Annotated in this window: 21 protein-coding genes, 8 tRNA genes and 3 rRNA genes; 2 read left to right on the top strand and 30 right to left on the bottom strand. The window is 41.7% G+C overall.

The features are described from left to right. Positions 1-2: 2 nt before the first annotated feature. Positions 3-638 (bottom strand): redox-sensing transcriptional repressor Rex, encoded by a 636-nt coding sequence (locus MKX73_RS05190; protein ID WP_340716586.1) that lies wholly within the window; start codon positions 636-638, stop codon positions 3-5. 243 nt (positions 639-881) lie between these two features. Between MKX73_RS05190 and MKX73_RS05195 the strand changes: the two genes are divergently transcribed. Continuing rightward, positions 882-2,822: an ABC-F family ATP-binding cassette domain-containing protein gene (locus MKX73_RS05195; RefSeq protein WP_340716587.1), complete on the top strand. Its 1,941-nt coding sequence runs from the start codon at positions 882-884 to the stop codon at positions 2,820-2,822. Positions 2,823-3,388: 566 nt separating this feature from the next. Here the strand turns inward: MKX73_RS05195 and tsaD are convergent. From tsaD to acpS, 29 genes are all read right to left on the bottom strand, one after another. Next, complete coding sequence (tsaD, locus tag MKX73_RS05200; RefSeq protein WP_340716588.1) at positions 3,389-4,402, bottom strand: tRNA (adenosine(37)-N6)-threonylcarbamoyltransferase complex transferase subunit TsaD; 1,014 nt, start codon at positions 4,400-4,402, stop codon at positions 3,389-3,391. Then, a complete protein-coding gene (rimI, locus tag MKX73_RS05205) occupies positions 4,402-4,845 on the bottom strand; it encodes a ribosomal protein S18-alanine N-acetyltransferase (protein WP_340716589.1) in 444 nt (147 codons plus the stop codon). Before rimI ends, tsaD begins: the two co-directional genes overlap by 1 nt. After that, positions 4,845-5,549 (bottom strand): tRNA (adenosine(37)-N6)-threonylcarbamoyltransferase complex dimerization subunit type 1 TsaB, encoded by a 705-nt coding sequence (tsaB, locus tag MKX73_RS05210; RefSeq protein ID WP_340716590.1) that lies wholly within the window; start codon positions 5,547-5,549, stop codon positions 4,845-4,847. Before tsaB ends, rimI begins: the two co-directional genes overlap by 1 nt. Next, positions 5,546-5,998 (bottom strand): tRNA (adenosine(37)-N6)-threonylcarbamoyltransferase complex ATPase subunit type 1 TsaE, encoded by a 453-nt coding sequence (tsaE, locus tag MKX73_RS05215; RefSeq protein WP_340716591.1) that lies wholly within the window; start codon positions 5,996-5,998, stop codon positions 5,546-5,548. Before tsaE ends, tsaB begins: the two co-directional genes overlap by 4 nt. 243 nt (positions 5,999-6,241) lie before the next feature. Then, positions 6,242-6,580 (bottom strand): hypothetical protein, encoded by a 339-nt coding sequence (locus tag MKX73_RS05220; protein WP_340716592.1) that lies wholly within the window; start codon positions 6,578-6,580, stop codon positions 6,242-6,244. 142 nt (positions 6,581-6,722) lie between these two features. Next, positions 6,723-7,814: an NADH-dependent flavin oxidoreductase gene (locus MKX73_RS05225; protein WP_340716593.1), complete on the bottom strand. Its 1,092-nt coding sequence runs from the start codon at positions 7,812-7,814 to the stop codon at positions 6,723-6,725. A gap of 133 nt (positions 7,815-7,947) precedes the next feature. Continuing rightward, positions 7,948-8,063: ribosomal RNA gene (gene rrf / locus MKX73_RS05230) — 5S ribosomal RNA — on the bottom strand. 103 nt (positions 8,064-8,166) lie between these two features. After that, positions 8,167-11,095: ribosomal RNA gene (locus MKX73_RS05235) — 23S ribosomal RNA — on the bottom strand. A gap of 230 nt (positions 11,096-11,325) precedes the next feature. Then, positions 11,326-12,881: ribosomal RNA gene (locus MKX73_RS05240) — 16S ribosomal RNA — on the bottom strand. Together the 16S, 23S and 5S rRNA genes with 8 tRNA genes alongside form the textbook arrangement of a ribosomal RNA operon. Before the next feature lie 197 nt (positions 12,882-13,078). Next, positions 13,079-13,152 (bottom strand) — tRNA-Gly (locus MKX73_RS05245). Between the two features lie 19 nt (positions 13,153-13,171). Beyond that, positions 13,172-13,248, bottom strand: a tRNA-Arg gene (locus MKX73_RS05250). 10 nt (positions 13,249-13,258) lie between these two features. Continuing rightward, positions 13,259-13,344 (bottom strand) — tRNA-Leu (locus MKX73_RS05255). Between the two features lie 54 nt (positions 13,345-13,398). Then, positions 13,399-13,474: transfer RNA gene (locus MKX73_RS05260), tRNA-Lys, on the bottom strand. A gap of 4 nt (positions 13,475-13,478) precedes the next feature. Beyond that, a tRNA-Gln gene (locus tag MKX73_RS05265) sits at positions 13,479-13,553 on the bottom strand. A 4-nt stretch (positions 13,554-13,557) separates the two neighbouring features. Next, positions 13,558-13,633, bottom strand: a tRNA-Asp gene (locus MKX73_RS05270). 30 nt (positions 13,634-13,663) lie between these two features. After that, a tRNA-Glu gene (locus MKX73_RS05275) sits at positions 13,664-13,738 on the bottom strand. 5 nt (positions 13,739-13,743) lie between these two features. Beyond that, positions 13,744-13,819 (bottom strand) — tRNA-Asn (locus MKX73_RS05280). Positions 13,820-14,007: 188 nt separating this feature from the next. Next, positions 14,008-14,481 carry a SprT family protein gene (locus MKX73_RS05285; RefSeq protein WP_340716594.1) on the bottom strand — a complete coding sequence of 158 codons (474 nt, stop codon included), beginning with the start codon at positions 14,479-14,481 and terminating at the stop codon, positions 14,008-14,010. 75 nt (positions 14,482-14,556) lie between these two features. Further along, on the bottom strand, positions 14,557-16,728 hold the full coding sequence (locus MKX73_RS05290) for a Tex family protein (protein ID WP_340718850.1): 2,172 nt from the start codon (positions 16,726-16,728) through the stop codon (positions 14,557-14,559). 127 nt (positions 16,729-16,855) lie between these two features. Then, positions 16,856-17,641: an RNA polymerase sigma factor SigB gene (sigB, locus tag MKX73_RS05295; protein ID WP_340716595.1), complete on the bottom strand. Its 786-nt coding sequence runs from the start codon at positions 17,639-17,641 to the stop codon at positions 16,856-16,858. Further along, positions 17,619-18,089: an anti-sigma B factor RsbW gene (gene rsbW, locus MKX73_RS05300; RefSeq protein WP_340718851.1), complete on the bottom strand. Its 471-nt coding sequence runs from the start codon at positions 18,087-18,089 to the stop codon at positions 17,619-17,621. The genes sigB and rsbW overlap by 23 nt, the downstream gene beginning before the upstream one ends. Beyond that, entirely contained in the window at positions 18,089-18,421 is a 333-nt protein-coding gene (locus MKX73_RS05305) for an STAS domain-containing protein (protein ID WP_339174019.1), read from the bottom strand. The genes rsbW and MKX73_RS05305 overlap by 1 nt, the downstream gene beginning before the upstream one ends. Positions 18,422-18,489: 68 nt before the next feature. Continuing rightward, a complete protein-coding gene (locus tag MKX73_RS05310) occupies positions 18,490-19,485 on the bottom strand; it encodes a PP2C family protein-serine/threonine phosphatase (protein WP_340716596.1) in 996 nt (331 codons plus the stop codon). A gap of 13 nt (positions 19,486-19,498) precedes the next feature. After that, positions 19,499-19,900 (bottom strand): anti-sigma regulatory factor, encoded by a 402-nt coding sequence (locus MKX73_RS05315; protein WP_340716597.1) that lies wholly within the window; start codon positions 19,898-19,900, stop codon positions 19,499-19,501. 275 nt (positions 19,901-20,175) lie between these two features. Next, positions 20,176-20,526, bottom strand: coding sequence for a type II toxin-antitoxin system PemK/MazF family toxin (locus tag MKX73_RS05320; protein WP_008405778.1), 351 nt, complete (start codon positions 20,524-20,526; stop codon positions 20,176-20,178). A 4-nt stretch (positions 20,527-20,530) separates the two neighbouring features. Next, positions 20,531-20,818 carry a hypothetical protein gene (locus tag MKX73_RS05325; protein ID WP_008405780.1) on the bottom strand — a complete coding sequence of 96 codons (288 nt, stop codon included), beginning with the start codon at positions 20,816-20,818 and terminating at the stop codon, positions 20,531-20,533. A gap of 166 nt (positions 20,819-20,984) precedes the next feature. After that, positions 20,985-22,103: an alanine racemase gene (alr, locus tag MKX73_RS05330; RefSeq protein WP_340716598.1), complete on the bottom strand. Its 1,119-nt coding sequence runs from the start codon at positions 22,101-22,103 to the stop codon at positions 20,985-20,987. A gap of 240 nt (positions 22,104-22,343) precedes the next feature. After that, a complete protein-coding gene (locus MKX73_RS05335) occupies positions 22,344-23,336 on the bottom strand; it encodes a LolA family protein (RefSeq protein WP_340716599.1) in 993 nt (330 codons plus the stop codon). Positions 23,337-23,401: 65 nt separating this feature from the next. Next, complete coding sequence (gene acpS / locus MKX73_RS05340; RefSeq protein ID WP_340716600.1) at positions 23,402-23,755, bottom strand: holo-ACP synthase; 354 nt, start codon at positions 23,753-23,755, stop codon at positions 23,402-23,404. 90 nt (positions 23,756-23,845) lie between these two features. Here acpS and MKX73_RS05345 point away from each other — a divergent pair, with 90 nt between their 5' ends. Beyond that, positions 23,846-24,469: a rhomboid family intramembrane serine protease gene (locus MKX73_RS05345; RefSeq protein ID WP_340716601.1), complete on the top strand. Its 624-nt coding sequence runs from the start codon at positions 23,846-23,848 to the stop codon at positions 24,467-24,469. Positions 24,470-24,492: the final 23 nt, after the last annotated feature.

The raw sequence follows: 24,492 nt of genomic DNA on the forward strand, positions 1-24,492 counted from the left end.
TATTACTTACCTGAGTTTCGCACTAAATACGTAAGTGCCTGTAATTCTACCGATAGATCAATGTTCATCACTTTAATCGTGTCTGGAACAGATAATCGTACTGGTGTGAAATTTAATATACCTTTTGCATTTATTTTAACGAGTCGGTCTGTCATCATTTGTGCTGAGCGGGATGAAACAGTCAGTATCGCCAGCTCCGCGCCAAATTCCTCATACATTTCCTCCAGTCGATCTGGATGGAATACAGGAATATCACTAATCGTCGTTCCTTCCAACGGGGCCTTCGTATCAAATGCAACAACGATACGCGTGTTGTGATTTTTTTGGAAGTTATATTTAAGTAAGCCATTACCCAGATTTCCGACTCCTATTAGTGCAACGTTCATCGCTTCGTCCTGATCCAGAGTTTGACGGAAAAACTCGAGTAAATACTGGACATCATATCCATACCCCTTTTTACCGAGTGCTCCAAAATAAGAAAAGTCACGTCGAATCGTAGCCGAATCTATTTTCATCGCATCGCTTAATTCCTGTGAAGAAATACGCTTTTTACCTTCAGTCGCGAAGTTTTTCAAAAATCGATAATAAAGAGGAAGTCTTTTTGTTGTTGCTTGTGGAATTTTTACTTCTTGTTTCACACATTCTCCTCCTATGTACATTTGCAAAATCTTTTCAATAATGCCTCCATTTAAACTGTCGGGGCCAACTAACATGATTTTATCACGCCGTTTTCGCCAAGCGATATGACACGCTTAACTGAACTCCACTCTTTGTGCAGAAGCAAGTTAATCTTACTAAACAAGGAGCGACAAGTAAAGTATCCATCGTTGCGAACAATGTTCCCATACATTAAACTAAATAGGAGAAACTGAGGTGTAAACATGATTGTCTTACAGGTAAATCAATTATATAAATCCTTTATTACAGATGAAATATTAAGCGGTGTAAAACTAGAAGTACAGCACCGGGATCGCGTGGCATTAGTGGGACGAAACGGTGCCGGCAAATCCACATTACTGAAAATAATTGCCGGACAAATGAGCTATGACTCCGGTGAAATTATTATTCCAAAAGATATTCAAATCGGTTATTTAGAGCAGCATGCAGGCATAGACTCTGAACTTTCAATTTGGGACGAAATGATGACAATTTTCGCAAACCTGCAAAAACAGGAGCAAACGCTGCGTCACCTAGAACAGCAAATGGCCGACCCTGCGATTTATGAAGATAGCGAACAATATGCACGCATCATGGCAGAGTATGACCAGCTGCAGCATGATTTCAAAGATGCAGGCGGTTATCAGTATGAAGCCGATACACGCTCTGTTCTGCATGGGATGCAATTTTTCCCCGAAGATTATCAAAAGCCGATTCGCTCTCTATCCGGCGGACAAAGGACACGCCTTGCCCTAGCTAAGCTTCTTTTGTCAAAGCCCGACCTCCTTATTTTGGATGAGCCGACCAACCATCTGGATATTGAAACATTGTCATGGCTGGAAGGCTACTTAAAAGGTTATGAAGGAGCGATTTTAATCGTTTCGCATGACCGTTATTTCCTGGATCAGGTCGTGTCGATCGTTTACGAAGTGTCTCGTACGAAAGTGTCGAAGTATGTAGGGAACTACAGTGCCTATCTAGACGAAAAGGCGAAAAACTACGAACGTGATTTAAAAATGTATGAGCGTCAAATGGATGAAAAGGCCAAGCTCGAAACATTTATCCAGAAAAACCTTGCCCGTGCTTCCACTACAAAAATGGCCCAGTCACGTCGCAAAGTTCTGGAGAAGACGAGTTGGATGGAATCTCCTGATGGCGATGAAAAAAGTGCCAACTTCGGTTTTTCAATTGACCGCCAAAGCGGAAATGACGTGCTGTCCGTCGATAATTTAACAATCGGTTTTAACGGTAAGGCTATTTCCCAAAATATTGGAATGCGTGTATTTAGAGAAGATCGTATTGCACTTGTCGGACCAAACGGTGTTGGGAAGTCTACCTTATTGAAAACAATCGTTAAAGATATCGAGGCACTTGCCGGCGATGTCCGTTATGGTACAAATGTTCAAATCGGCTATTATGATCAGGAGCAGGCAAAGCTTCACTCGAATAAATCTGTTCTTAGCGAGCTTTGGGATGAATGGCCATTGCTGAACGAAAAGGATATACGCAACATTTTAGGTCGCTTCCTTTTTAGCGGGGATGATGTATCGAAAACAGTGAATTCCTTATCAGGTGGAGAAAAAGCGCGACTTGCACTTGCGAAATTAATGATGCAAAAATCTAATTTCCTAGTACTTGATGAGCCGACAAACCATTTAGACTTGGACAGTAAAGAAATATTGGAAAATGCCCTAATCGATTATCCCGGAACACTGCTATTCGTTTCACATGACCGTTATTTCATCAATCGTATTGCTACAAAAGTCATTGAACTTTCAGGTACCGGTTCTTTCGAATATTTAGGTGACTACGATTATTATGTGGAAAAGAAAGAGGAGCTTGAAGAATTAGCTGCAATGAAAGCCGCAGCCGTTGAAAAAAATTCGGCTGAATCGCCTGTTCAAACTAAGACGACATCAATGATTGATAAGGACGCGAAAAAAAGAGAACGTCAAATTCGCCGTGCAATAGAAGATATTGAAAAGCAGATGGGCGTTTTAAATGAAAAAATCGCCATCTTTGAAGAACAACTATGTGATCCTGACATTTATTCGGATCATGAAAAAACTTTATCAATCCAATCTGAGCTGAATGATGTAAAAGAACAGCACGAATCATTTGAAATGGAATGGCTTGAACTAAACGAAGAGCTTGACCACCTATAATTAATGGAGTGTCCATCAACATATGGACACTCCATTTTTATACGCTCATGGCCAGGCTTTTTTCCGCAGAGTTATATTTGTTGTATTGCTATTGTATAATATTAAACCTTTCTATCATCCTTTCTACATGATAATCATATATATAGGTCAATACGCCAAATTTCTACAAATTTCTCCACAATTTTATTCACAATACAAATCTAGTAGTATCAACATATCAACATAGTTTTCCACATTATCCACATTTAAAATCAAAGTTATGCACATTGCTGTGTGAAAAAGACACTACTATATATAGATAAGTCACATGTTACCCACAAGTTATGCACAGTTTGTGTATAAGTACGCATGTTCGCAAGTTTTTTTGTGGGTATTTTACTTTATCTGTGGATAATTTTCAGAAAAGTTGAACAGTCAATAAAAACTTGTTATAAATGAGATTTATCCATCATAAATTACTAGATTCGACTTTTTTATATTATTGAAAGAAAACAAATTAAAAATACATATAAAAAAAGCATGAGAAAAGGATGTAGTGCTACACCTTTTCATCATGCCTATTTACCCTATTTCCAGCTCAAAAGCTCCAACCCAGGTCGTCCATTCATAGCTAAATTTCCACGAACTCCTGCTTTATACATTTCATATGCTGCCGCACCGATCATTGCAGCATTATCTGTACATAATTTTAAAGGCGGTACATAAAATGGAATACCTTCATCTTTAAACGCAAGTTCCAATGCTGTACGCAATCCTTTATTGGCCGATACACCGCCGGCTGCAATTACTTGTTTTACCTGGAATTCACGTGCTGCTCGTACTGTTTTTCCTGTTAATACTTCCACTACACTGTCCTGGAAGCCTTTTGCAACATGCTCGGCAATGATTTCTTCACCGCGCTGATCCATATTATGTTTATAGTTAATCACTGCAGATTTCAAACCGCTGAAACTAAAGTCATATGAATCTTCCTCCAGCCATACACGCGGGAAAGGAACGGCTTCTGTCGCTTCATGTGCAAGGCGGTCAATATGCGGACCACCCGGATATGGCATATTCAATACGCGTGCTACTTTGTCATATGCTTCACCTGCAGCATCATCACGTGTTTCGCCAATAACTTCAAACGAACCATGTTCACGCATCAGGACAAGCTCTGTATGCCCACCTGAAACAACGAGTGCCAACAGCGGAAATTCCATTGGCTGTACAAGATTGTTTGCATAAATATGTCCGGCAATATGATGGGTCCCGATTAATGGCAAGCCATGTACAAATGCGAACGCCTTAGCCGCATTAATACCGATCAACAATGCACCTACCAGTCCCGGTCCTTCAGTTACGGCAACTGCTGTTAAATCTTTCGGTTCCATATTTGCCTGTTTTAATGCTTCTTCCAAAACAATTGTCATCTGTTCAACATGGTGACGTGATGCGATTTCCGGGACAACTCCGCCGAAACGCTTATGACTGTCAATTTGTGATGATACAACATTCGAAATAATCTCTGTGCCATTTTTAATAATGGCAGCTGCTGTTTCATCACAGCTAGTTTCAATTGCTAATATATAGTTATCCATTATAAATTCACCCACATTACTAACGCATCTTCCTGGTTGTCCGTATAGTAGCCTTTACGAAGACCTCCATCTTGGAAACCAAGTTTGCGATATAAATTTTGTGCAACAGTATTCGTTACACGTACTTCCAAGCTCATGACGTCCATATTTGCTTCTTTTGCTACTCGCATCGCTTCACGCATAAGTGTCTCGCCAATACCTTGACCACGTACAGATTGTACAACTGCTACGTTGGTAATCTGTGCTGCATCAATAACAAGCCAGATTCCGCAGAAGCCGATAATTTCACCGTTTTCGTTTTCCGCAACTAAATAATGGGCATATTGGTTTTCAGTCATTTCGTAATAAAATGAATCCAATGTCCAAGGTACAGGAAATGTTGCAAGTTCAATTTTATGAATAGCCTGAACATCATCGATTGTCATTCTGCGATACTGTACCATTAAAGTTGCTCCTTTTTCTGTTCCTTTATCCAATTCGCTTCTGCTTCTGCAATACGGCGATATTGGGGAACAAAACCATGGACAGCCTCAATTGTCGGTAATGGCATTTGTTGTGCTAAAGCAATCAGTTCGGATGCACGAGGTAGATCCATCGTAAATGGTGCACGGATAGCAGAATTACCTAGCACTTGCTGAATTTTTTCCATGTACATACCGGCATCGGCTCCGACAAATAATATTGGTCGTTCTAATTGTTGCAGCTTCTGTAATAATCCATCGATATGATCATGATGATCTTCAACAATCGGCTCCATAGTATTTGCTTCATATACACCTGCATATACATTTTGACGACGGGCATCGATCAATGAACAGATTGCGTAGTTCGCAACACGTGCATTTGCAGCCAGTGCTTTCAAGCTTGATACACCTACCAATGGTTTTTGCAATGACCAGGCCAAAGTTTTGGCAAGAGTAACACCAATTCGAACGCCTGTATAAGAGCCGGGACCTTCAGAAACGGCGATCGCATCAATTTGTTCCGGTATTAAGCCTGCCTTGTTTATAACTTCTTCAATTGCCGGCATTGCACCAACGGAATGCGTTAATTTTATATTTTGCACGACTTCTGCAATTATTTTATTATCTTGTACTATTGCGACAGAAAGTGGTGCATTTGCTGTCTCTATTCCTAACCAAATCATTTTAATAACTCCTCACAAAGACGAACATACTTTTCGCCTATCGGTTTCAATACAAATTTGCGTTTTGTTTCATCGATGCGTGTAATTTCAATTGCTAAACGCTCTTCAGGCAAATCTTCCTGTATAAGATGTGCCCATTCCACAACTGTTACAGCATCCCCATAAAAAATTTCTTCCCATCCTAAATCTTCATCACTATCTTCCAGACGATATACATCCAGATGATTAAGCGGTATACGTCCCGTATATTGCTTCATAATCGTAAATGTTGGACTATTGACCGTCCGTTTTACGCCAAGTCCTTTTGCAAAGCTCTGTGTAAATGTCGTCTTGCCGGCACCTAAATCACCTTCAAGTGTAATCGTATACTGCGGCTCGACTAATTCCGCCAATCTCATCGCAAGCGCCTGAGTCTCTTCCAGCGTTTCTATATCTTTTTCAAATATCATCTGATTGCTTCCTTCCAAAAAAAAATCCATTATCTCTAGTTTACTTGAACTGAAGCAATTGTTCAAAATGTATCACTTTTGGATTGACTCATACTCAAATACGTTAATATAAAGTAGCTGTAAAAAAAAGAAAAACACTCCTTTTTTATAAGAAAAAAGAATGTTTCCGTACTTTTCTTTATTTGTAGGCTAAAGAAGAAATACTATTAGCACCCCTACGTTCAACCTCACTTTTGCCGTTTCCTAACGCTTTGAGTTACCTTTGCGTTCTATTACTTCTTTCTTTACCAATACTTCATCCTCAAATTTTAGACGATACCCTTTTGTCAAAAGAATTTCATCATTCCATTCATAAGTACCGGTATCAATTTTCTGTCCGGCGCCTCCTGAAATGCGCACTACATCTAAATAAGACATCCCCTCTTTTACTTCTTCATACTCTTCTTCATTCATGTATTTTTGCCAAACATATGTATTACTTTCTTCTATCTCTAATACTTCATCCTGACAAGCTGTTATTAGCATAGCTACCAGCATAACGAGACAAATAGACAGGAAGACATAAAAACCCTTTTTATTCATTCGTATCCCCCCTCAATATCCTTATGAAACCATTCCCGAAATTAAGCGGTTCAAACATAGCCAATAGAAAAAGGAGAATACGAACGTATTCGCATCCTCCATAATTCATAAACTTAAATTTTGCATTTTAGAAATTACTGACTTATATACCCGGAATCCAACCTGGTCTTGACAGGATTTTCTCCATTAAAGGACCAGGAATTACAGTATCAATTTTTTCATCATAAGATGTGACAACGTTTTCCTTGTTCTGTACCTTTTCCACCCAATGCGGCTCAATCAACAAGGCACGGCCAAGCGCTACTAAATCTGCACCTAACTGTAATGCTTGTTCTGCTTCTTCACGAGTATAAATTGACCCGACACCGATTAATGGTTTACGCCCATTTAACAAGCTGTGAATTACAGAAATACGGTTTTGTTGGCCGTTTTCATAACGATGTGTTTCCGATTTGAAATCCCCCAGAGAGATATGCAAATATGTTAGCGCTGTTTTCGCTAATTCATCCACTAATTTTACTGTATCATCCATTGTAATACCATCTTCTTCAGGTTCTTCCGGACTGAAACGGTAACCGACAATAAATTTTTCGTCTGCATATGTGTTTTTAACTTTAATTACTTCACTTACTACTTCCAGTGGGAAACGTAATCTATTTTCAAATGTTCCGCCGTATTCGTCTGTTCTTTTATTAGTAAAGGCAGAAAAGTACTGTTGAATTAAATACGTATTTGCACCATGTATTTCAACGCCGTCAAACCCCGCTTCAATTGCTCTTCTTGTCGCTTCTGCATAAGCTTTAACCATCTCTTTAGTCTCTTCAAGTGTTAATGCACGAGCTTCTTTTTTTTCAATTGTAACAGCTGTACTCGCACTTACCACATCTCCGTTTGGTACTAAATTTTGGTATGATTGACGGCCTCCATGATGAATTTGTAAAACCGCTTTAGCACCACCCTGCTGAATAGCCTGTGCAATTCTTCGCAAACTTGGAATATAACGGTCTTCATGGGCGGCAATTTGTCCGGGGAATGCTTTGCCGTTTGCTGCGACATATGCGCATGCTGTAATGATCATTCCAGCACCTGCAGCACGTTCTTTATAATATGTGATTTCCTCATCGGAAACAGTGTCATCTTCATTTGCAGAGTAGGTTGTCATAGGTGCCATAACTAAACGATTTCGTAGTTCAACCTGTTCATTCAATTTAAATTTTTCAAAAAGTGCTTTCATTACAATTCCTCCCTTTACTATGTATGTACTTTAACGAAACTGTATTTTATTTTCAAGTTAGAGGTCCTCAAATATTTAATATACCGGGTTTTATAAACAAAAAAACCACTGATTTCTCAGTGGTTTAGCGTGTGCGAAGCGACGTCCTACTCTCACAGGGGGAAGCCCCCAACTACCATCGGCGCTAAAGAGCTTAACTTCCGTGTTCGGTATGGGAACGGGTGTGACCTCTTTGCCATCATCACTTCACTATTGTCGGCTTCCAATACACTACTGTGTCTTGAAACCCTTGAAAAGAATTTTCATTCTTTCAAAACTGGATAAACGTTTCATTGAATTTGTGCAATAAAATGTGGTTAAGTCCTCGACCGATTAGTATTCGTCAGCTGCATGCGTCGCCGCACTTCCACCTCGAACCTATCTACCTGATCGTCTTTCAGGGGTCTTACTTACTTGCGTAATGGGAAATCTCATCTTGAGGGGGGCTTCATGCTTAGATGCTTTCAGCACTTATCCCGTCCATACATAGCTACCCAGCGATGCCTTTGGCAAGACAACTGGTACACCAGCGGTATGTCCATCCCGGTCCTCTCGTACTAAGGACAGCTCCTCTCAAATTTCCTACGCCCACGACGGATAGGGACCGAACTGTCTCACGACGTTCTGAACCCAGCTCGCGTACCGCTTTAATGGGCGAACAGCCCAACCCTTGGGACCGACTACAGCCCCAGGATGCGATGAGCCGACATCGAGGTGCCAAACCTCCCCGTCGATGTGGACTCTTGGGGGAGATAAGCCTGTTATCCCCGGGGTAGCTTTTATCCGTTGAGCGATGGCCCTTCCATGCGGAACCACCGGATCACTAAGCCCGTCTTTCGACCCTGCTCGACTTGTAGGTCTCGCAGTCAAGCTCCCTTATGCCTTTACACTCTACGAATGATTTCCAACCATTCTGAGGGAACCTTTGGGCGCCTCCGTTACTCTTTAGGAGGCGACCGCCCCAGTCAAACTGTCCGCCTGACACTGTCTCCTACCCCGCTAAGGGGCATGGGTTAGAAGTTCAATACAACCAGGGTAGTATCCCACCGACGCCTCCTTCGAAGCTGGCGCTCCGAGATCTCTGGCTCCTACCTATCCTGTACAAGTTGTACCAAAATTCAATATCAGGCTACAGTAAAGCTCCACGGGGTCTTTCCGTCCTGTCGCGGGTAACCTGCATCTTCACAGGTACTATAATTTCACCGAGTCTCTCGTTGAGACAGTGCCCAGATCGTTACGCCTTTCGTGCGGGTCGGAACTTACCCGACAAGGAATTTCGCTACCTTAGGACCGTTATAGTTACGGCCGCCGTTTACTGGGGCTTCAATTCACAGCTTCGCTTGCGCTAACCGCTCCTCTTAACCTTCCAGCACCGGGCAGGCGTCAGCCCCTATACGTCACCTTACGGTTTTGCAGAGACCTGTGTTTTTGCTAAACAGTCGCCTGGGCCTATTCACTGCGGCTTCTCTAGGCTATGCACCCAAAGAAGCACCCCTTCTCCCGAAGTTACGGGGTCATTTTGCCGAGTTCCTTAACGAGAGTTCTCTCGCACACCTTAGGATTCTCTCCTCGACTACCTGTGTCGGTTTGCGGTACGGGCACCTCTCACCTCGATAGAGGCTTTTCTTGGCAGTGTGAAATCAGGAACTTCGCTCATACGAGCTCGTCATCACAGCTCAACGTTATAGTATGCGGATTTGCCTACATACACGCCTTACTGCTTGAACACGCGCAACCAACGGCGTGCTTACCCTATCCTACTGCGTCCCCCCATTTCTCAAACGGTGAGGAGGTGGTACAGGAATATCAACCTGTTGTCCATCGCCTACGCCTATCGGCCTCGGCTTAGGTCCCGACTAACCCTGAGCGGACGAGCCTTCCTCAGGAAACCTTAGTCATACGGTGCATGGGATTCTCACCCATGTTTCGCTACTCATACCGGCATTCTCACTTCTAACCGCTCCACCAGTCCTTCCGGTCTGACTTCAACGCTGTTAGAACGCTCTCCTACCACGCATACTCAAAGTATGCATCCACAGCTTCGGTGAATCGTTTAGCCCCGATACATTTTCGGCGCAGCGTCACTCGACCAGTGAGCTATTACGCACTCTTTAAATGATGGCTGCTTCTAAGCCAACATCCTGGTTGTCTAAGCAACGCCACATCCTTTTCCACTTAACGATTACTTGGGGACCTTAGCTGGTGGTCTGGGCTGTTTCCCTCTTGACTACGGATCTTATCACTCGCAGTCTGACTCCCGTGTATAAATATCCGGCATTCGGAGTTTGTCTGAATTCGGTAAAGCGAGATGCCCCCCTAGTCCAAACAGTGCTCTACCTCCGGTATTCTCAATCACGAGGCTAGCCCTAAAGCTATTTCGGAGAGAACCAGCTATCTCCAGGTTCGATTGGAATTTCTCCGCTACCCACACCTCATCCCCGCACTTTTCAACGTGCGTGGGTTCGGGCCTCCAGTGAGTGTTACCTCACCTTCACCCTGGACATGGGTAGATCACCTGGTTTCGGGTCTACGACCACGTACTAATTCGCCCTATTCAGACTCGCTTTCGCTGCGGCTCCGTCTTCTCAACTTAACCTCGCACGTAATCGTAACTCGCCGGTTCATTCTACAAAAGGCACGCTATCACCCATTAACGGGCTCTAACTACTTGTAGGCACACGGTTTCAGGATCTATTTCACTCCCCTTCCGGGGTGCTTTTCACCTTTCCCTCACGGTACTGGTTCACTATCGGTCACTAGGTAGTATTTAGCCTTGGGAGATGGTCCTCCCGGATTCCGACGGAATTTCACGTGTTCCGCCGTACTCAGGATCCACTCTGGAGGGAATGAACTTTTGACTACAGGGCTTTTACCTCGTTTCGCGGACCTTTCCAAGTCGCTTCGTCTAATTCATTCTTTTGTAACTCCGTATAGAGTGTCCTACAACCCCAAAGAGCAAGCTCTTTGGTTTGGGCTCTTCCCGTTTCGCTCGCCGCTACTCAGGGAATCGAATTTTCTTTCTGTTCCTGCAGGTACTTAGATGTTTCAGTTCTCTGCGTCTGTCTTCAACACGCTATGAATTCACGTGAAGATACTATCCGATTAAAGATAGTGGGTTCCCCCATTCGGAAATCCCCGGATCAAAGCTTACTTACAGCTCCCCGAGGCATATCGGTGTTAGTGCCGTCCTTCATCGACTCCTAGTGCCAAGGCATCCACCGTGCGCCCTTATTAACTTAACCAAAAGTTAACACTTGGATAAAATCCAAGATTTAGTTTACACGTCAATTGCTTGACTTGTTTAAAAATCTATAAAATAGAAATTTGATTTATTGCTTTCAATGTCGTTTTATCCAGTTTTCAAAGAACAAAGGTTTTGAAGTGTTTCATTCATTTAAGAATGAACCTTCAAAACTGAACAGCAAACGTTAATGTTTCATTCCCCAAGGGAATGATTCCGAAAAATCCTTAGAAAGGAGGTGATCCAGCCGCACCTTCCGATACGGCTACCTTGTTACGACTTCACCCCAATCATCTATCCCACCTTCGGCGGCTGGCTCCATAAAGGTTACCTCACCGACTTCGGGTGTTACAAACTCTCGTGGTGTGACGGGCGGTGTGTACAAGGCCCGGGAACGTATTCACCGCGGCATGCTGATCCGCGATTACTAGCGATTCCGGCTTCATGTAGGCGAGTTGCAGCCTACAATCCGAACTGAGAACGGTTTTATCGGATTAGCTCCCCCTCGCGGGTTGGCAACCGTTTGTACCGTCCATTGTAGCACGTGTGTAGCCCAGGTCATAAGGGGCATGATGATTTGACGTCATCCCCACCTTCCTCCGGTTTATCACCGGCAGTCTCCTTAGAGTGCCCAACTGAATGATGGCAACTAAGAATAAGGGTTGCGCTCGTTGCGGGACTTAACCCAACATCTCACGACACGAGCTGACGACAACCATGCACCACCTGTCACCGTTGCCCCCGAAGGGGAAACTATGTCTCCATAGTGGTCACCGGGATGTCAAGACCTGGTAAGGTTCTTCGCGTTGCTTCGAATTAAACCACATGCTCCACCGCTTGTGCGGGCCCCCGTCAATTCCTTTGAGTTTCAGTCTTGCGACCGTACTCCCCAGGCGGAGTGCTTAATGCGTTAGCTGCAGCACTGAGGGGCGGAAACCCCCCAACACTTAGCACTCATCGTTTACGGCGTGGACTACCAGGGTATCTAATCCTGTTTGCTCCCCACGCTTTCGCGCCTCAGTGTCAGTTACAGACCAGACAGTCGCCTTCGCCACTGGTGTTCCTCCAAATCTCTACGCATTTCACCGCTACACTTGGAATTCCACTATCCTCTTCTGCACTCAAGTTCCCCAGTTTCCAATGACCCTCCCCGGTTGAGCCGGGGGCTTTCACATCAGACTTAAGGAACCACCTGCGCGCGCTTTACGCCCAATAATTCCGGACAACGCTTGCCACCTACGTATTACCGCGGCTGCTGGCACGTAGTTAGCCGTGGCTTTCTAACAAGGTACCGTCAAGGTAGCGCCAGTTACTACGCTACTTGTTCTTCCCTTGCAACAGAGTTTTACGAACCGAAATCCTTCTTCACTCACGCGGCGTTGCTCCATCAGACTTTCGTCCATTGTGGAAGATTCCCTACTGCTGCCTCCCGTAGGAGTCTGGGCCGTGTCTCAGTCCCAGTGTGGCCGATCACCCTCTCAGGTCGGCTACGCATCGTTGCCTTGGTGAGCCGTTACCTCACCAACTAGCTAATGCGCCGCGGGTCCATCTTATAGTGACAGCAAGACCGTCTTTCAACTTCAAAACATGTGTTAAAAAGTATTATTCGGTATTAGCCCCGGTTTCCCGGAGTTATCCCAATCTATAAGGTAGGTTACCCACGTGTTACTCACCCGTCCGCCGCTAAAATTTTAAAGGTGCAAGCACCAATAAAATTTCCGCTCGACTTGCATGTATTAGGCACGCCGCCAGCGTTCGTCCTGAGCCAGGATCAAACTCTCCATAAAAGTAGTTTGAAAGCTCATTTGCTTTGCTAGCGATCCAACTTCGTTAGAAGTTGGAATCTATTGTTTGCTTCATTTAAGAAGCTTGTTACATTAACGTTGCTTGTTCAGTTTTCAAGGTTCATTGTGTTGTCTCAAGTGACAACTTTCATATCTTACAACATCTATTTTTAGATGTCAACAGTTTTTTTAATAAAAACTGGAGCGGGTGATCGGAATCGAACCGACAACATCAGCTTGGAAGGCTGAGGTTTTACCACTAAACTACACCCGCATTATATTATAGTAAATTATGGCGCGCCCGACAGGAGTCGAACCCATAACCTTCTGATCCGTAGTCAGACGCTCTATCCAATTGAGCTACGGGCGCCGGGAATTTTTGGTGCGGCCGAGAGGACTTGAACCTCCACGGGGTTGCCCCCACTAGGCCCTCAACCTAGCGCGTCTGCCATTCCGCCACGACCGCTTCATCCGACAATAATTATTATACATCTCTGAAATAATTTGTCAATATGAAAACTGGTGAGCCATGAAGGACTCGAACCTTCGACCCTCTGATTAAAAGTCAGATGCTCTACCAACTGAGCTAATGGCTCTAAATGGCTGGGGTACCTGGATTCGAACCAGGGCATGACGGAATCAAAATCCGTTGCCTTACCGCTTGGCTATACCCCAAAAATGGCGGTCCCGACCGGGATCGAACCGGCGATCTCCTGCGTGACAGGCAGGCATGTTAACCGCTACACCACGGGACCATTAGTAAATCTTCGTTATTAAAATATAAGTGGTGACCCGTACGGGATTCGAACCCGTGTTACCGCCGTGAAAGGGCGGTGTCTTAACCACTTGACCAACGGGCCATCAATGGCTCCGAAGGCAGGACTCGAACCTGCGACCTGCCGGTTAACAGCCGGATGCTCTACCAACTGAGCTACTTCGGAATAACTACTTCTTTGCGACATCATCTTGTCGACTTTTACTATTATAGAGAGCGATTTCCGTTTCGTCAACACTTTTCCTGAAAAAATTTAAAGAAAAAATCTCTTCCTATATATAGAGCAAAAATCATTCTCTCTAAAAAACAACATAACTACTGTATACCATTATTCATTCTTTTTTAAACATCAATTTAAGAATTATTTTCGCTATGAAGAAATTTAATTTTCCCCTTGCACATACTGCAGCAATATTTTTTTACATCCATTTTTCTTTTTCTTTTATATAGTTGTCCGCAATCCGAACAGCTGTATATATGTATTGTCTTTTGCTTCGGCTTTTCTTTAGGCTGTTCCAATGTAGAACAAAAACGCGGTGCGCCTACTTTTTTCAATAGATTCCGAAAGTCCGCATCTCCATGCCTGTAACCCATCCCTAAAATATGAAGATGATAATGGCAAAGCTCATGTAAAATAATCCCCTTTAACTCCTCTATTCCGAAATGATCATAAAGTTTTTTATTAAGTTCAATATTGTGGCTGTTTAACATATACCGACCGCCCGTCGTTTTCAATCTACTATTAAAATAAGCTTTATGAATAAACGGCCGATTAAAAAAATCGTTCGATAACTGTTCCACTAATTTTTGTGCCTGTTCGTCCGTCATATGCCAACCCCCTTAAATTAATAAAAAGCGCATATTTAGCTATGCGCTTTTTATTATAATTGAAAATCACACTCTTTACACGCTCTGTTGATTTTCCGGAGTTAACATCGTTAATGAAATACGTCCTTTATTCGCTTCTACTTTTTCTACCCAAACCGTCACGATATCCCCAAGGGAAACAACATCTAATGGATGTTTAACACGACCTTTTTGCAATTTGGAAATATGGACAAGTCCATCCTGCTTAACACCGATATCGACAAATGCTCCAAAATCAACGACATTTCGGACGGTGCCTTGCAGTTCCATTCCAACTTGCAAATCATCCATTTGAAGTACATCTGTTTTCAATAACGGCTGCGGGAAAGCATCACGAGGGTCTCGGGTAGGTTTCATTAATGTATCGACAATATCTTTCAACGTCACTTCCCCTACTTCTAATGTCTCGCCTAATTCTGTTAAATTTAACTTGCTGATCGCTTCTTCGGCTTTTGCCGTTCCGACATCCTTTTTCGTTAATCCAGCTGCTTCCAGTACGGCTTCGGCTAATTTATAGCTTTCCGGATGGATACCTGTAGCATCTAACGGGTTTTTAGCATCTGCAATACGCAAGAAACCGACTGCCTGTTCATAAGTTTTGGCACCCAATCGCGGAATTTTTTTCAGTTGTGCACGTGAGGTGAATTGTCCGTTTTCACTACGCATCGTCACAATATTTTCCGCTACTGTTTTCGAAAGTCCGGATACATATTGTAAAAGAGAGGCTGAAGCTGTATTTACATCTACCCCAACTTGGTTTACTGCTGTTTCCACTATAAACGTCAGTGATTCCGCAAGCTGCTTTTGTGAAACATCATGCTGGTATTGCCCTACACCGACTGCTTTTGGATCAATTTTCACTAACTCTGATAACGGGTCTTGCAATCGACGGGCAATCGATACAGCACTTCGTTGTTCCACCTGTAAATCCGGGAATTCCGCTCGTGCCACTTCTGAAGCCGAATATACGGAGGCCCCTGCTTCGTTGACAATAACATATGCAATGTTTCCGTCTACTTCTTTCAGCAGTTCCGCAATAAACTGCTCTGTTTCACGGGAGGCTGTCCCATTTCCAATCGCAATAATACTAATCGGATATTTCTTTAATAATCCCTTCACTGTCGCTTTTGCTTTTGAAGGATCCGACGTAGTATGTGGATAGATAACGCCAACTTCTATCATCTTGCCCATTTCATCGACTACCGCTAATTTGCAGCCTGTTCTGTATGCAGGGTCTACGCCAAGAACCATTTTACCGCGCATTGGGGGCTGTAATAATAAGTTGCGTAGATTTTCAGAGAAAATATGAATCGCCTGTGTTTCTGCTTTTGCTGATAGCTCTGCTCGAAGCTCATTTTCAATAGACGGTTTAATTAATCGTTTATAGCTATCCGCAATAGCCGACTTTACTTCATTTACAGAAGGGCCTACAAAATTTCTAGGAATAAAATGATTTTCCATTTGTGTTGTTGCTTTATCGATTGGAACTTCAATTGCTGCACGTATCACTTCTTCTTTTTCACCGCGGTTTACCGCCAATACTCTGTGGGGTGCAATTCGGTGAACAGGTTCTTCATATGCATAATACATTTCAAATACTTGTTTTTCATCTTTATCCGCATTTTTTACCGTTGTTACAAGCTTCCCTTCACGCCAAGATAGAATACGCAGCTTTTCACGAATGGCTGCATCATCGGCAAATCGCTCTGCTAAAATATCGCGCGCACCAGCCAATGCATCTTCAATTCCAGTTACACCTTGTTCTTCGTTAATATAAGGCGCTGCCATTTCCTCCAACGTACGCTTTTTAAACTTTAACAGTTCTTCAGCTAACGGCTCCAATCCCCGTTCTTTGGCAATCGTTGCTTTTGTACGGCGCTTTTGTTTAAATGGTCGGTATAAATCTTCTACGCGTTGAAGAACCGTTGATGCTTGGATAGCTGTTTGCAGTTCCTCCGACAATTTACCCTGCTCATCAATCAGGCGCAGCACTTCTTCCTTTCGTGTTTCGAGCTGTTGTATGTAATGGTAGCGGTCTTCCACTGCCTTTATTTGAACCTCATCAAGTGAACCTGTCATTTCTTTTCGGTAACGTGCGATAAAAGGTACTGTGTTACCTTCTTCCAGTAGTCCAATAACCGCTTTTGCTTGTTTTGGTTCCACTTTCGCATCTTTCGCGATTATTTGTAACATTTTTTGTTGATCCATCATGCCACTCCTTTAAATTTCGAACTTGCTTTTAGTGTACCATTCCATTTATATTGTTTCCCAAAAAAGCTTTGAATTTATGCATGAAAAAAGAGCCTACTAAATTATGCTAGTAGACTCTCAAACATTATAACGAGACGCCGCCACTTGCTGTAATGGCGTCCTGTAATTTTTTAATTGCCTTACGCTGAATTCGCGAAACATGCATTTGGGATATACCGAGTCTCTCCCCGGCTTCCTTTTGACTAAGCTGTTCCAAATAGGTTAATTGGATAATTTGTCGCTCACGTTCACTTAATACATTCATCGCATCTGCTACAATCATGCGGCGGTTAGTCACTTCAAACCCTGCATCTTCCCGACCAACTACATCAAATAGCGTTACCGTACTGCCATCAGAATCCGATTCAATGGAATGGTCCATCGAAAGCGCCTGATAGCTTCGGCCCATCTCCATCGCTTCCAGTACATCCTCATCCTGTACTTCCAGGTATGTTGCAATTTCAGTAATGGATGGGGAACGCTGCAGCGATGTCGTTAATGCTTCGACAGCTGCCTTGATTCTAGGCCCCAGTTCTTTAATACGTCTCGGAACATGCACGTCCCAAGTCTTATCACGTAAAAAGCGTTTTATTTCACCGACAATCGTCGGTACAGCAAACGCCTCAAAGCTTCTGCCAAAAGAAGGGTCAAATCGTCGGATCGCACCTAATAAGCCAAGCATCCCTACTTGTACAATATCATCATAATAAGATTTACCATGTGAATATTTGCGTGCAATCGACTCGACTAATTGCTGATAATGGAGCACAAGATTTGTTTGTGAATCTTCACAGCCGCTCGCCTGATATTCTGCAATCCAATTTAGCACTTCTTCTTTTGATGTATTTTTAGGTAGTGATTCTTTCGACATTCCCTTTCACCTGCTCTCTCGAGACATACTTTGTCATGAAAACAGTGACGCCACCTTCGTTATTTAATTTCACTTCATCCATTAAAGTCTCCATTAAATAAATCCCTAATCCACCTTCACGTAATAATGCTACGTTTTCATTTTCATGATATGGACCAACTTTTGATTTGATCTCTTCAAAGTTAAAGCTGACTCCGTAATCTGCGACCATTATTTCAATCTTGTCCTCGAACAATGCACAGCCGATTACAACTTCGCCATCCTCGTTTGCTTTATAAGCATGGTGTACAACATTTGTCACCGCTTCACTTGTAGCAATTTTTAAATCTTCAATCTCATCATACGTAAACCCAACTCGCATCGCTAATCCTGAAATTGTTAGCCGGATAACACTTACATATTGCGATTTGGCAGGCACTCGAATTTCAATATAGTCAAATGCTCTCATCATTTCAACTCCAATTCCTCATCTATCTCAATACTCATTAATTCACTTAATCCTGTGATTTCAAACAATCTGACTAAACGATTTGATAAGTTCACTAATTTTAATGATGCATTTTCCTTTGTAACTTTTTTATAAAATGCAACAAATATCCCTAAGCCTGTACTGTCCATATAATTAACTTTTGATAAATCCAATTCGATTTTTCGGCCTTCCACAATTTGGACAGTCTCCAGTTCTTCGCGTAAAATCGGGGCTGTGTAAGTATCTATCTCACCCTCGATATAGCCTTTTAATACGTCTCCATCTTCTCTAAATTGAACATTAACATTCATTATTAGACACCTCCATTATAAACCTTCTTACTATTCCCGAATCCGCGGGAATTAAAACATAATTTTTTTTATTTTTTAAATATAACAACCGTAAAATCATCTTCTAGTTCGAAATCAGGCAAGTTTTTCAAATAGGTATACATTTCCTCACACATCTCCTGTGCCGAAAGATGGTTACAGTTCAAAGCCAAATTCTTAATCACATCTCTGGGATCCAGCTCCCCTTGCTTGCGGAAATCCGTTACACCATCTGTAATCATAATGATAAAATCATTTTCTTCCAAACAAATGTCGTATTGCGGATATGTTACTTCCGGCATAACACCTAATAGTAAACCTTTCGATTCCAAATCAAAGAAAGTTTTTTTACGGGCATTATAATATATAGCAGGCTCATGCCCAGCTGACCCATATGTAAATTTACTTTCTTTAATATTGTATGTCCCGTAAAACATCGAAACAAACATACTATCATCAACACTTTTTTCAATAATGCGGTTTAACACTTCTAAAATATAAGACGGATCTTTCGTTGCATACTCAAGTGTATCAAGCCCATATTTGACCATTGACATGCATAGGGCTGCAGGTACACCTTTTCCGACAACATCAGTTACAGCTACACTGACAACTGAATCATTATTATTTAAGAAATGAACATAATCACCATTCATTTTGCGGATCGGGACAGATAGCATCCCAATATCAATCTGATCAAGTACAGGTACTGTCGTTCTAAGAATCATATTCTGGATTTTTGTAGCGACATTCATTTCCATCCGCAGTTCTTCCTGCTGTTCCAGTAAACTTTGATGCTCCTTTAAAGTTAAACCAAAGTGCACCATAATCTCAATTAAAAAATCATAGCTGTGTGAAATATCTTCTGGTAGATCTGGATAAATTTGCTCTATCGCATATTTGTGGATATTGATTACCTCTTCTGGAGCTACTTTTTTTTGAATTAACTGTCGAATAAAGTTCTGACCTATATATAAATTTCGCTCAGTTTGGTTTGCCAAAAAATCCGATAAGATTTTTTGATATTGTATTTGCAGCTCTTTCAAATTTTATCACATCCTACTTTACCCATTTTTCGATAACTATTGTCGTTCCATTTCCTACAGTGGACTGAATCTCCATTGTATCCATTAGTCTTTTGACCCCCGGCAAACCTGCTCCAAGTCCTCCTGAAGTAGAATAGCCGTCTTCCATTACTTTTTTCAGATTGCTTATTCCCGGTCCTTTGTCTGCCGCTATTATGCGAAGGCCAACTTTCTCTTCATTGCTAATACGCTCTATTGTAACCTCCCCTGCACGGGCATATAAATAAATATTTCGGGCCAGTTCACTTATCGCCGTCGTAATTCGAGCTTGATCTACCGCGCCAAAGCCTATTACCTTCGCCTCGTTACGTCCAAGTTGGCGTGCAGCTACAATATCCCATTCTGTTACAATCTCTACGGTAGATTTCGTATTCATTATAGCTCCCCCAATTTCCTACTTTTTCTTTCTATGGAGTTAACGTATAGTATCATTTTTTTGAATTATTAATCTTTAACACATTATACCATACGTTATCCCTTGTAGTTTAGTTGGATTAAATTTTCAACTATATTTTTGCTATTTTTATAATTTTAAGTAAAAAATTACAATTTTACATGATTACAGTTTACTATTTACAAAAAAATTATATCGAACTTTATTTGTAATAATAAAAAACATCGAAACGCAATGTTTCGATGTTTTTTTATGTATTAAAATTTTACGAGTCCTAAACTAATATTAAGAGCGATATCTACTTCCTGCATTAGTTTTGCATCCAGCTGAGTAATACGATCTGTTAATCGTGATTTATCAATTGTACGCAATTGTTCAAGCAAAATTACCGAATCACGTTCAAAACCATACTTTTTAGCATCGATTTCAACATGTGTAGGTAACTTTGCTTTTTGAATTTGCGCAGTAATTGCAGCTATAATGACGGTTGGACTAAAGCGATTTCCAATATCATTTTGAATAATAAGAACGGGTCTAGTCCCGCCCTGTTCTGAACCTACCACTGGCGATAGGTCAGCAAAAAAAACGTCTCCACGCTTTACAATCAAATTGTCATCCCCCGCTTACGAGACGCTCCACCATATGTTCCGCTTCATACTCTGCATGCAAGCACTCACTGCAAATTGTCAGATTAATTTGCGACATTTCCACATAGCCCTTTATTAAAGCTTCCCGTATTTGATTTGGTTGCATATGCTTTGTATAATTTTGAGTCGCCAAATACGCCATCATATAACCATTCTCAGTATTACGCCCAAACGTTCTTTCGAATTGCGTTACTAGCTCATTTGGTATGTCAATTACTACTTCTTCTACTTCTACTAATTCCTTCGCGTACAAAACAAGCACCTCCACCGAACATCCCATTTCCCATTCATTCTATCATTGATTGCCTACAATGAAAAGACAGGAAAATTAAAAAACTGACAATTCTCGCAATAAAGGAATAAATATGGACATACTTGTTTTGTATATTTGAAGTTATTTACAGCTATATTACATCGATTTATTTATATACCCTAGGAACTCTGGCCGTGATTACACATGGCACTTCGTAATTAATTGTTTGGAGTTTATGAGCCCAATCATCTATCGTGATTTCCTCTTGCTGTTGGCAGCCTATTAGTACAACTTCTTCCCCAACATTATATGCTTCCGGAAGTAAAATCATACTTTGATCCATACAAATTCTTCCGACAATTTTCGCTCTTTTTCCTCCAACAAGTACTTCCTGTCCAGAAAGCTTACGAATCATTCCATCTGCGTAGCCGATCGGAATTGTTCCGATGTAGCAGTCCTCTTCCACCGTAAATGTTGCACCATAACCTACCGATTGACCGGCCTGCATTTTTTTTACATGGACGAGTTCTGTCTGTAGAGATAATGCCGGTTTAATCGCAAAAGGCAATTTAGTGCCTACATAACCTGACGGCAGCAATCCGTACATTGAAATACCGAAACGTACCGCATCATAGTGCAAAGAAGGATCTTTTACTAAAGCGGTTGCTGTATTGGCTACATGAACAAGACGGGGCTTTTGTGGCAAAACACCTAAAAAGTCCTTGAATAGGGTAGCCTGATTGTCAAAGTACATTGAATCTTCCTCATCTGCAGTAGCAAAATGTGTGAAAATTCCATCCACCAAAAAATCATCGGAAGAATTAATCATTGTATACAATTCCAATAGTTCTTCTTTAGTGGATACACCGATTCGTCCCATGCCCGAATCCACTTTAATGTGAAGTTTTATCGGATTCAACAGTGGTGTATAATGCTGCGCTCCCTGCAGCCACTCTGTTGAATAGACGGTAAGGGTAATATTTTCTGATGATGCATACGGAATAAAGGCATGTGGTGAAGCACCTAATACTAAAATATCAATATCCTTAAAATTTTCTCTAATATGTACTGCTTCGTCGGGTGTTGCGACAGCAAGCATTGTTGCACCGGCTTCGATAGCCGTTTTTGCAACTTCCACATCTCCATGACCATATGCATTTGCTTTTACTACAGCAATAATTTGGATATTCGGTCCTATATGGTTTCGTAGTGAAGTTAGATTATGCGTGATTGCTTGCAAATCAATAACTGCTTTTGTTGGTCTGTAATATATTGGAGTATCCATTCGATTTTTACCCTCTTTTTATAAGTTTAAACTTATTGTTATTTATGTTATTTATGTAATTTTCAGTCAATTATTCCTAAATCTGCAGACGTAAGAAATCATCTTACACGAAATGCGCAAGATGTCTCTTAATTAAATATAACCATAAAATACAATTTAAAAACAAGTTCAGAAAGACGGATTTTAAAATTATTTTATAAACAATCAGCAGGAGGAAGTGAACCCCTGCTGATTGGTAGCTTACTTAATACTACTTTCCTGCACACTTGCAGCTACTTCCAGTAATTCATCCTTTGTTAATTTTGTGGAAGCGATAAAGAAGGTCATGCCATCTTTGTCCCATTGGATTGAGTTATCAGTAATAGCCCCTATTGTATAGCCTAAGTCTGCCGGATCCCCAGATACAGGTAATATAGTATCATCCGATTGGATCGGCTGCTGCATTAGTGTAAACGGCTTTTCCCCTTCAAATGTTAAAATAACTCGTGTGTTTCCATCTTCCTGCACTTCAAACTCGTCTGTCAGCTTTGTATGCGCCCAGTCAATCGTAGGGTAATACACGTTAAACTCTGTCTCTGCCACTTCTGCTGATGCGGCTTTCTTTTCTTCTTTTTCAGAGAATTTTTCTACCGCATATTCTTCCGCAGTATGCTGTACTCCTAATTTAATGTCTGCAAATGTAATCACAACTTGTTCTTGTAAAGACTCATCCATAACACTAACTTTTGTCGGAAGCATCGTTTTCTTATCTACTACAATTTGCTGAACTGGTAATGCTGTTTGGTCTACATTTCGTGTCGCAACTTCAAAAGTATAGCTCGCATCGTCTTCAGTCATTACTGCTTTTGAATCTGACACCAAATCATCAGCCAATGCACCAATTATATAAGCCTGACTGTTTTGCTTTGGCCATTCACTTTGGAATTTATGCGTTTTACGTAACGATGGTGTGACAACAAAGACACCTTCTTCATTTCGAACGATTAACTGCTGTTCTGACTCACCTTTTGGATTAACTGCCACTCGGTAAAAATCCGGTTTTGTGTGCCAAACTTTTACATCGTAAACACGTGGCTCTGCGCCTGTCCGAACTTCCATCGAGGCACTTAGTTCATAACCTTTTGCGTCATTCCACTTCTTGTTAACATCCTCAATCACTTCATCCTTTGTAGCTTTTCCACACGCCGCCAAAAAGAGACAACAAATGACAACTGCCAGCAGTCGGAGTTTCAAAGATTCACCCTTTCGATTATCTATTTCGATAAATTACTATATGAGCCAAGGTGTGCATGTATGTATTATTGCATTAAGATTACTTGGGCAGCTGCTGTCGTACGGGTATGAGTAATGGAAACAAACCCGTTCACCTGTTCACCATCAAAGTATAATACAGGTTTTCCCTGCTCTGTTTTTAATATTTCTATTTGATGTAGCTCACAGCCTTTTCCGATTCCTGTACCATTTGCTTTTGAGTATGCTTCCTTTGCCGCAAAGCGCCCTGCCAGAAATTCCACTTTGCGCATATCCGATAATGTATCAAATATGGCCAGTTCCCTTTCCGTTAAAATTCTTTGAGCAAATTTCGCTGAACGTCCGATCATTTTTTCGATTCGGTCCAATTCTACTAAATCCAAGCCAATCCCTTTTATCATTTAATAGCTCTCCCTTTCTTTTAATCATTATTCCAATGTATAATGAATAAAAATACGTTTTATTTTGTATCGACTTAATTGAGGTGGAACATGTTTATTCGTAGAGAAAATTTTAAACAGTATATTGCGTTATATCCGGTCGTATCGTCAATTATAGCAATTAATCTGATTGTTTTCGTCCTAACATTAATCCCGGGCTTCGGCGAAGATTTGCTTTATGCCGGTATGAGCGTCAATGGACTCATCGCAGCCGGTGAATGGTGGCGTATTATTACGTCCATGTTTTTACATGCAGGTTTTATGCACGTTCTTTTTAATATGTTCTCCCTGTTTCTATTTGGTCCGGAGCTTGAAAAAATCGCCGGCAAAATGCGTTTTTTAACAATTTACTTTTTAGCCGGAATTTTTGGTGTTGCTGCTACATACGCAACACAGGATGCCTATTATGCAAGCGTTGGTGCAAGTGGAGCACTGTATGGAATTTTCGGTGCGTTCGGTGCCCTTGTTTATTACACAAGACATCTATTCCCGCAGTTAAGACAAATTATATTGCCGTTAATAGTGATTAGCATTATTATGACATTTTTAACTCCAAATATTAATATTGCTGCACATTTAGGCGGTTTAGTTACCGGCTTTATTTTAGGGGTTGTTTACTTTAACCCTAAAAATATGGGACGCTGGCGCAAACAGCCCATTAGACGGGTAAAATAAAAACAGGATTCGCGAAAAGTCAA

Source organism: Solibacillus sp. FSL W7-1436 (assembly GCF_038007305.1).
In the GTDB taxonomy this organism is placed as follows: Bacteria; Bacillota; Bacilli; order Bacillales_A; family Planococcaceae; genus Solibacillus.

Coding starts and splice junctions, on each gene's coding strand:
- MKX73_RS05305 (WP_339174019.1), bottom strand. CDS start 18,421: ATGAATGTTAATGTTCAATTTAGAGAAGATGGAGACGTATTAAAAGGC.
- tsaE (WP_340716591.1), bottom strand. CDS start 5,998: ATGATATTTGAAAAAGATATAGAAACGCTGGAAGAGACTCAGGCGCTT.
- MKX73_RS05290 (WP_340718850.1), bottom strand. CDS start 16,728: ATGGATCAACAAAAAATGTTACAAATAATCGCGAAAGATGCGAAAGTG.
- MKX73_RS05315 (WP_340716597.1), bottom strand. CDS start 19,900: ATGAATACGAAATCTACCGTAGAGATTGTAACAGAATGGGATATTGTA.
- tsaB (WP_340716590.1), bottom strand. CDS start 5,549: ATGATTTGGTTAGGAATAGAGACAGCAAATGCACCACTTTCTGTCGCA.
- rsbW (WP_340718851.1), bottom strand. CDS start 18,089: ATGAGAGCATTTGACTATATTGAAATTCGAGTGCCTGCCAAATCGCAA.
- MKX73_RS05225 (WP_340716593.1), bottom strand. CDS start 7,814: ATGAAAGCACTTTTTGAAAAATTTAAATTGAATGAACAGGTTGAACTA.
- sigB (WP_340716595.1), bottom strand. CDS start 17,641: ATGTCGAAAGAATCACTACCTAAAAATACATCAAAAGAAGAAGTGCTA.
- MKX73_RS05220 (WP_340716592.1), bottom strand. CDS start 6,580: ATGAATAAAAAGGGTTTTTATGTCTTCCTGTCTATTTGTCTCGTTATG.
- rimI (WP_340716589.1), bottom strand. CDS start 4,845: ATGGTACAGTATCGCAGAATGACAATCGATGATGTTCAGGCTATTCAT.
- alr (WP_340716598.1), bottom strand. CDS start 22,103: ATGGATACTCCAATATATTACAGACCAACAAAAGCAGTTATTGATTTG.
- MKX73_RS05285 (WP_340716594.1), bottom strand. CDS start 14,481: ATGACGGACGAACAGGCACAAAAATTAGTGGAACAGTTATCGAACGAT.
- MKX73_RS05345 (WP_340716601.1), top strand. CDS start 23,846: ATGTTTATTCGTAGAGAAAATTTTAAACAGTATATTGCGTTATATCCG.
- tsaD (WP_340716588.1), bottom strand. CDS start 4,402: ATGGATAACTATATATTAGCAATTGAAACTAGCTGTGATGAAACAGCA.
- acpS (WP_340716600.1), bottom strand. CDS start 23,755: ATGATAAAAGGGATTGGCTTGGATTTAGTAGAATTGGACCGAATCGAA.
- MKX73_RS05195 (WP_340716587.1), top strand. CDS start 882: ATGATTGTCTTACAGGTAAATCAATTATATAAATCCTTTATTACAGAT.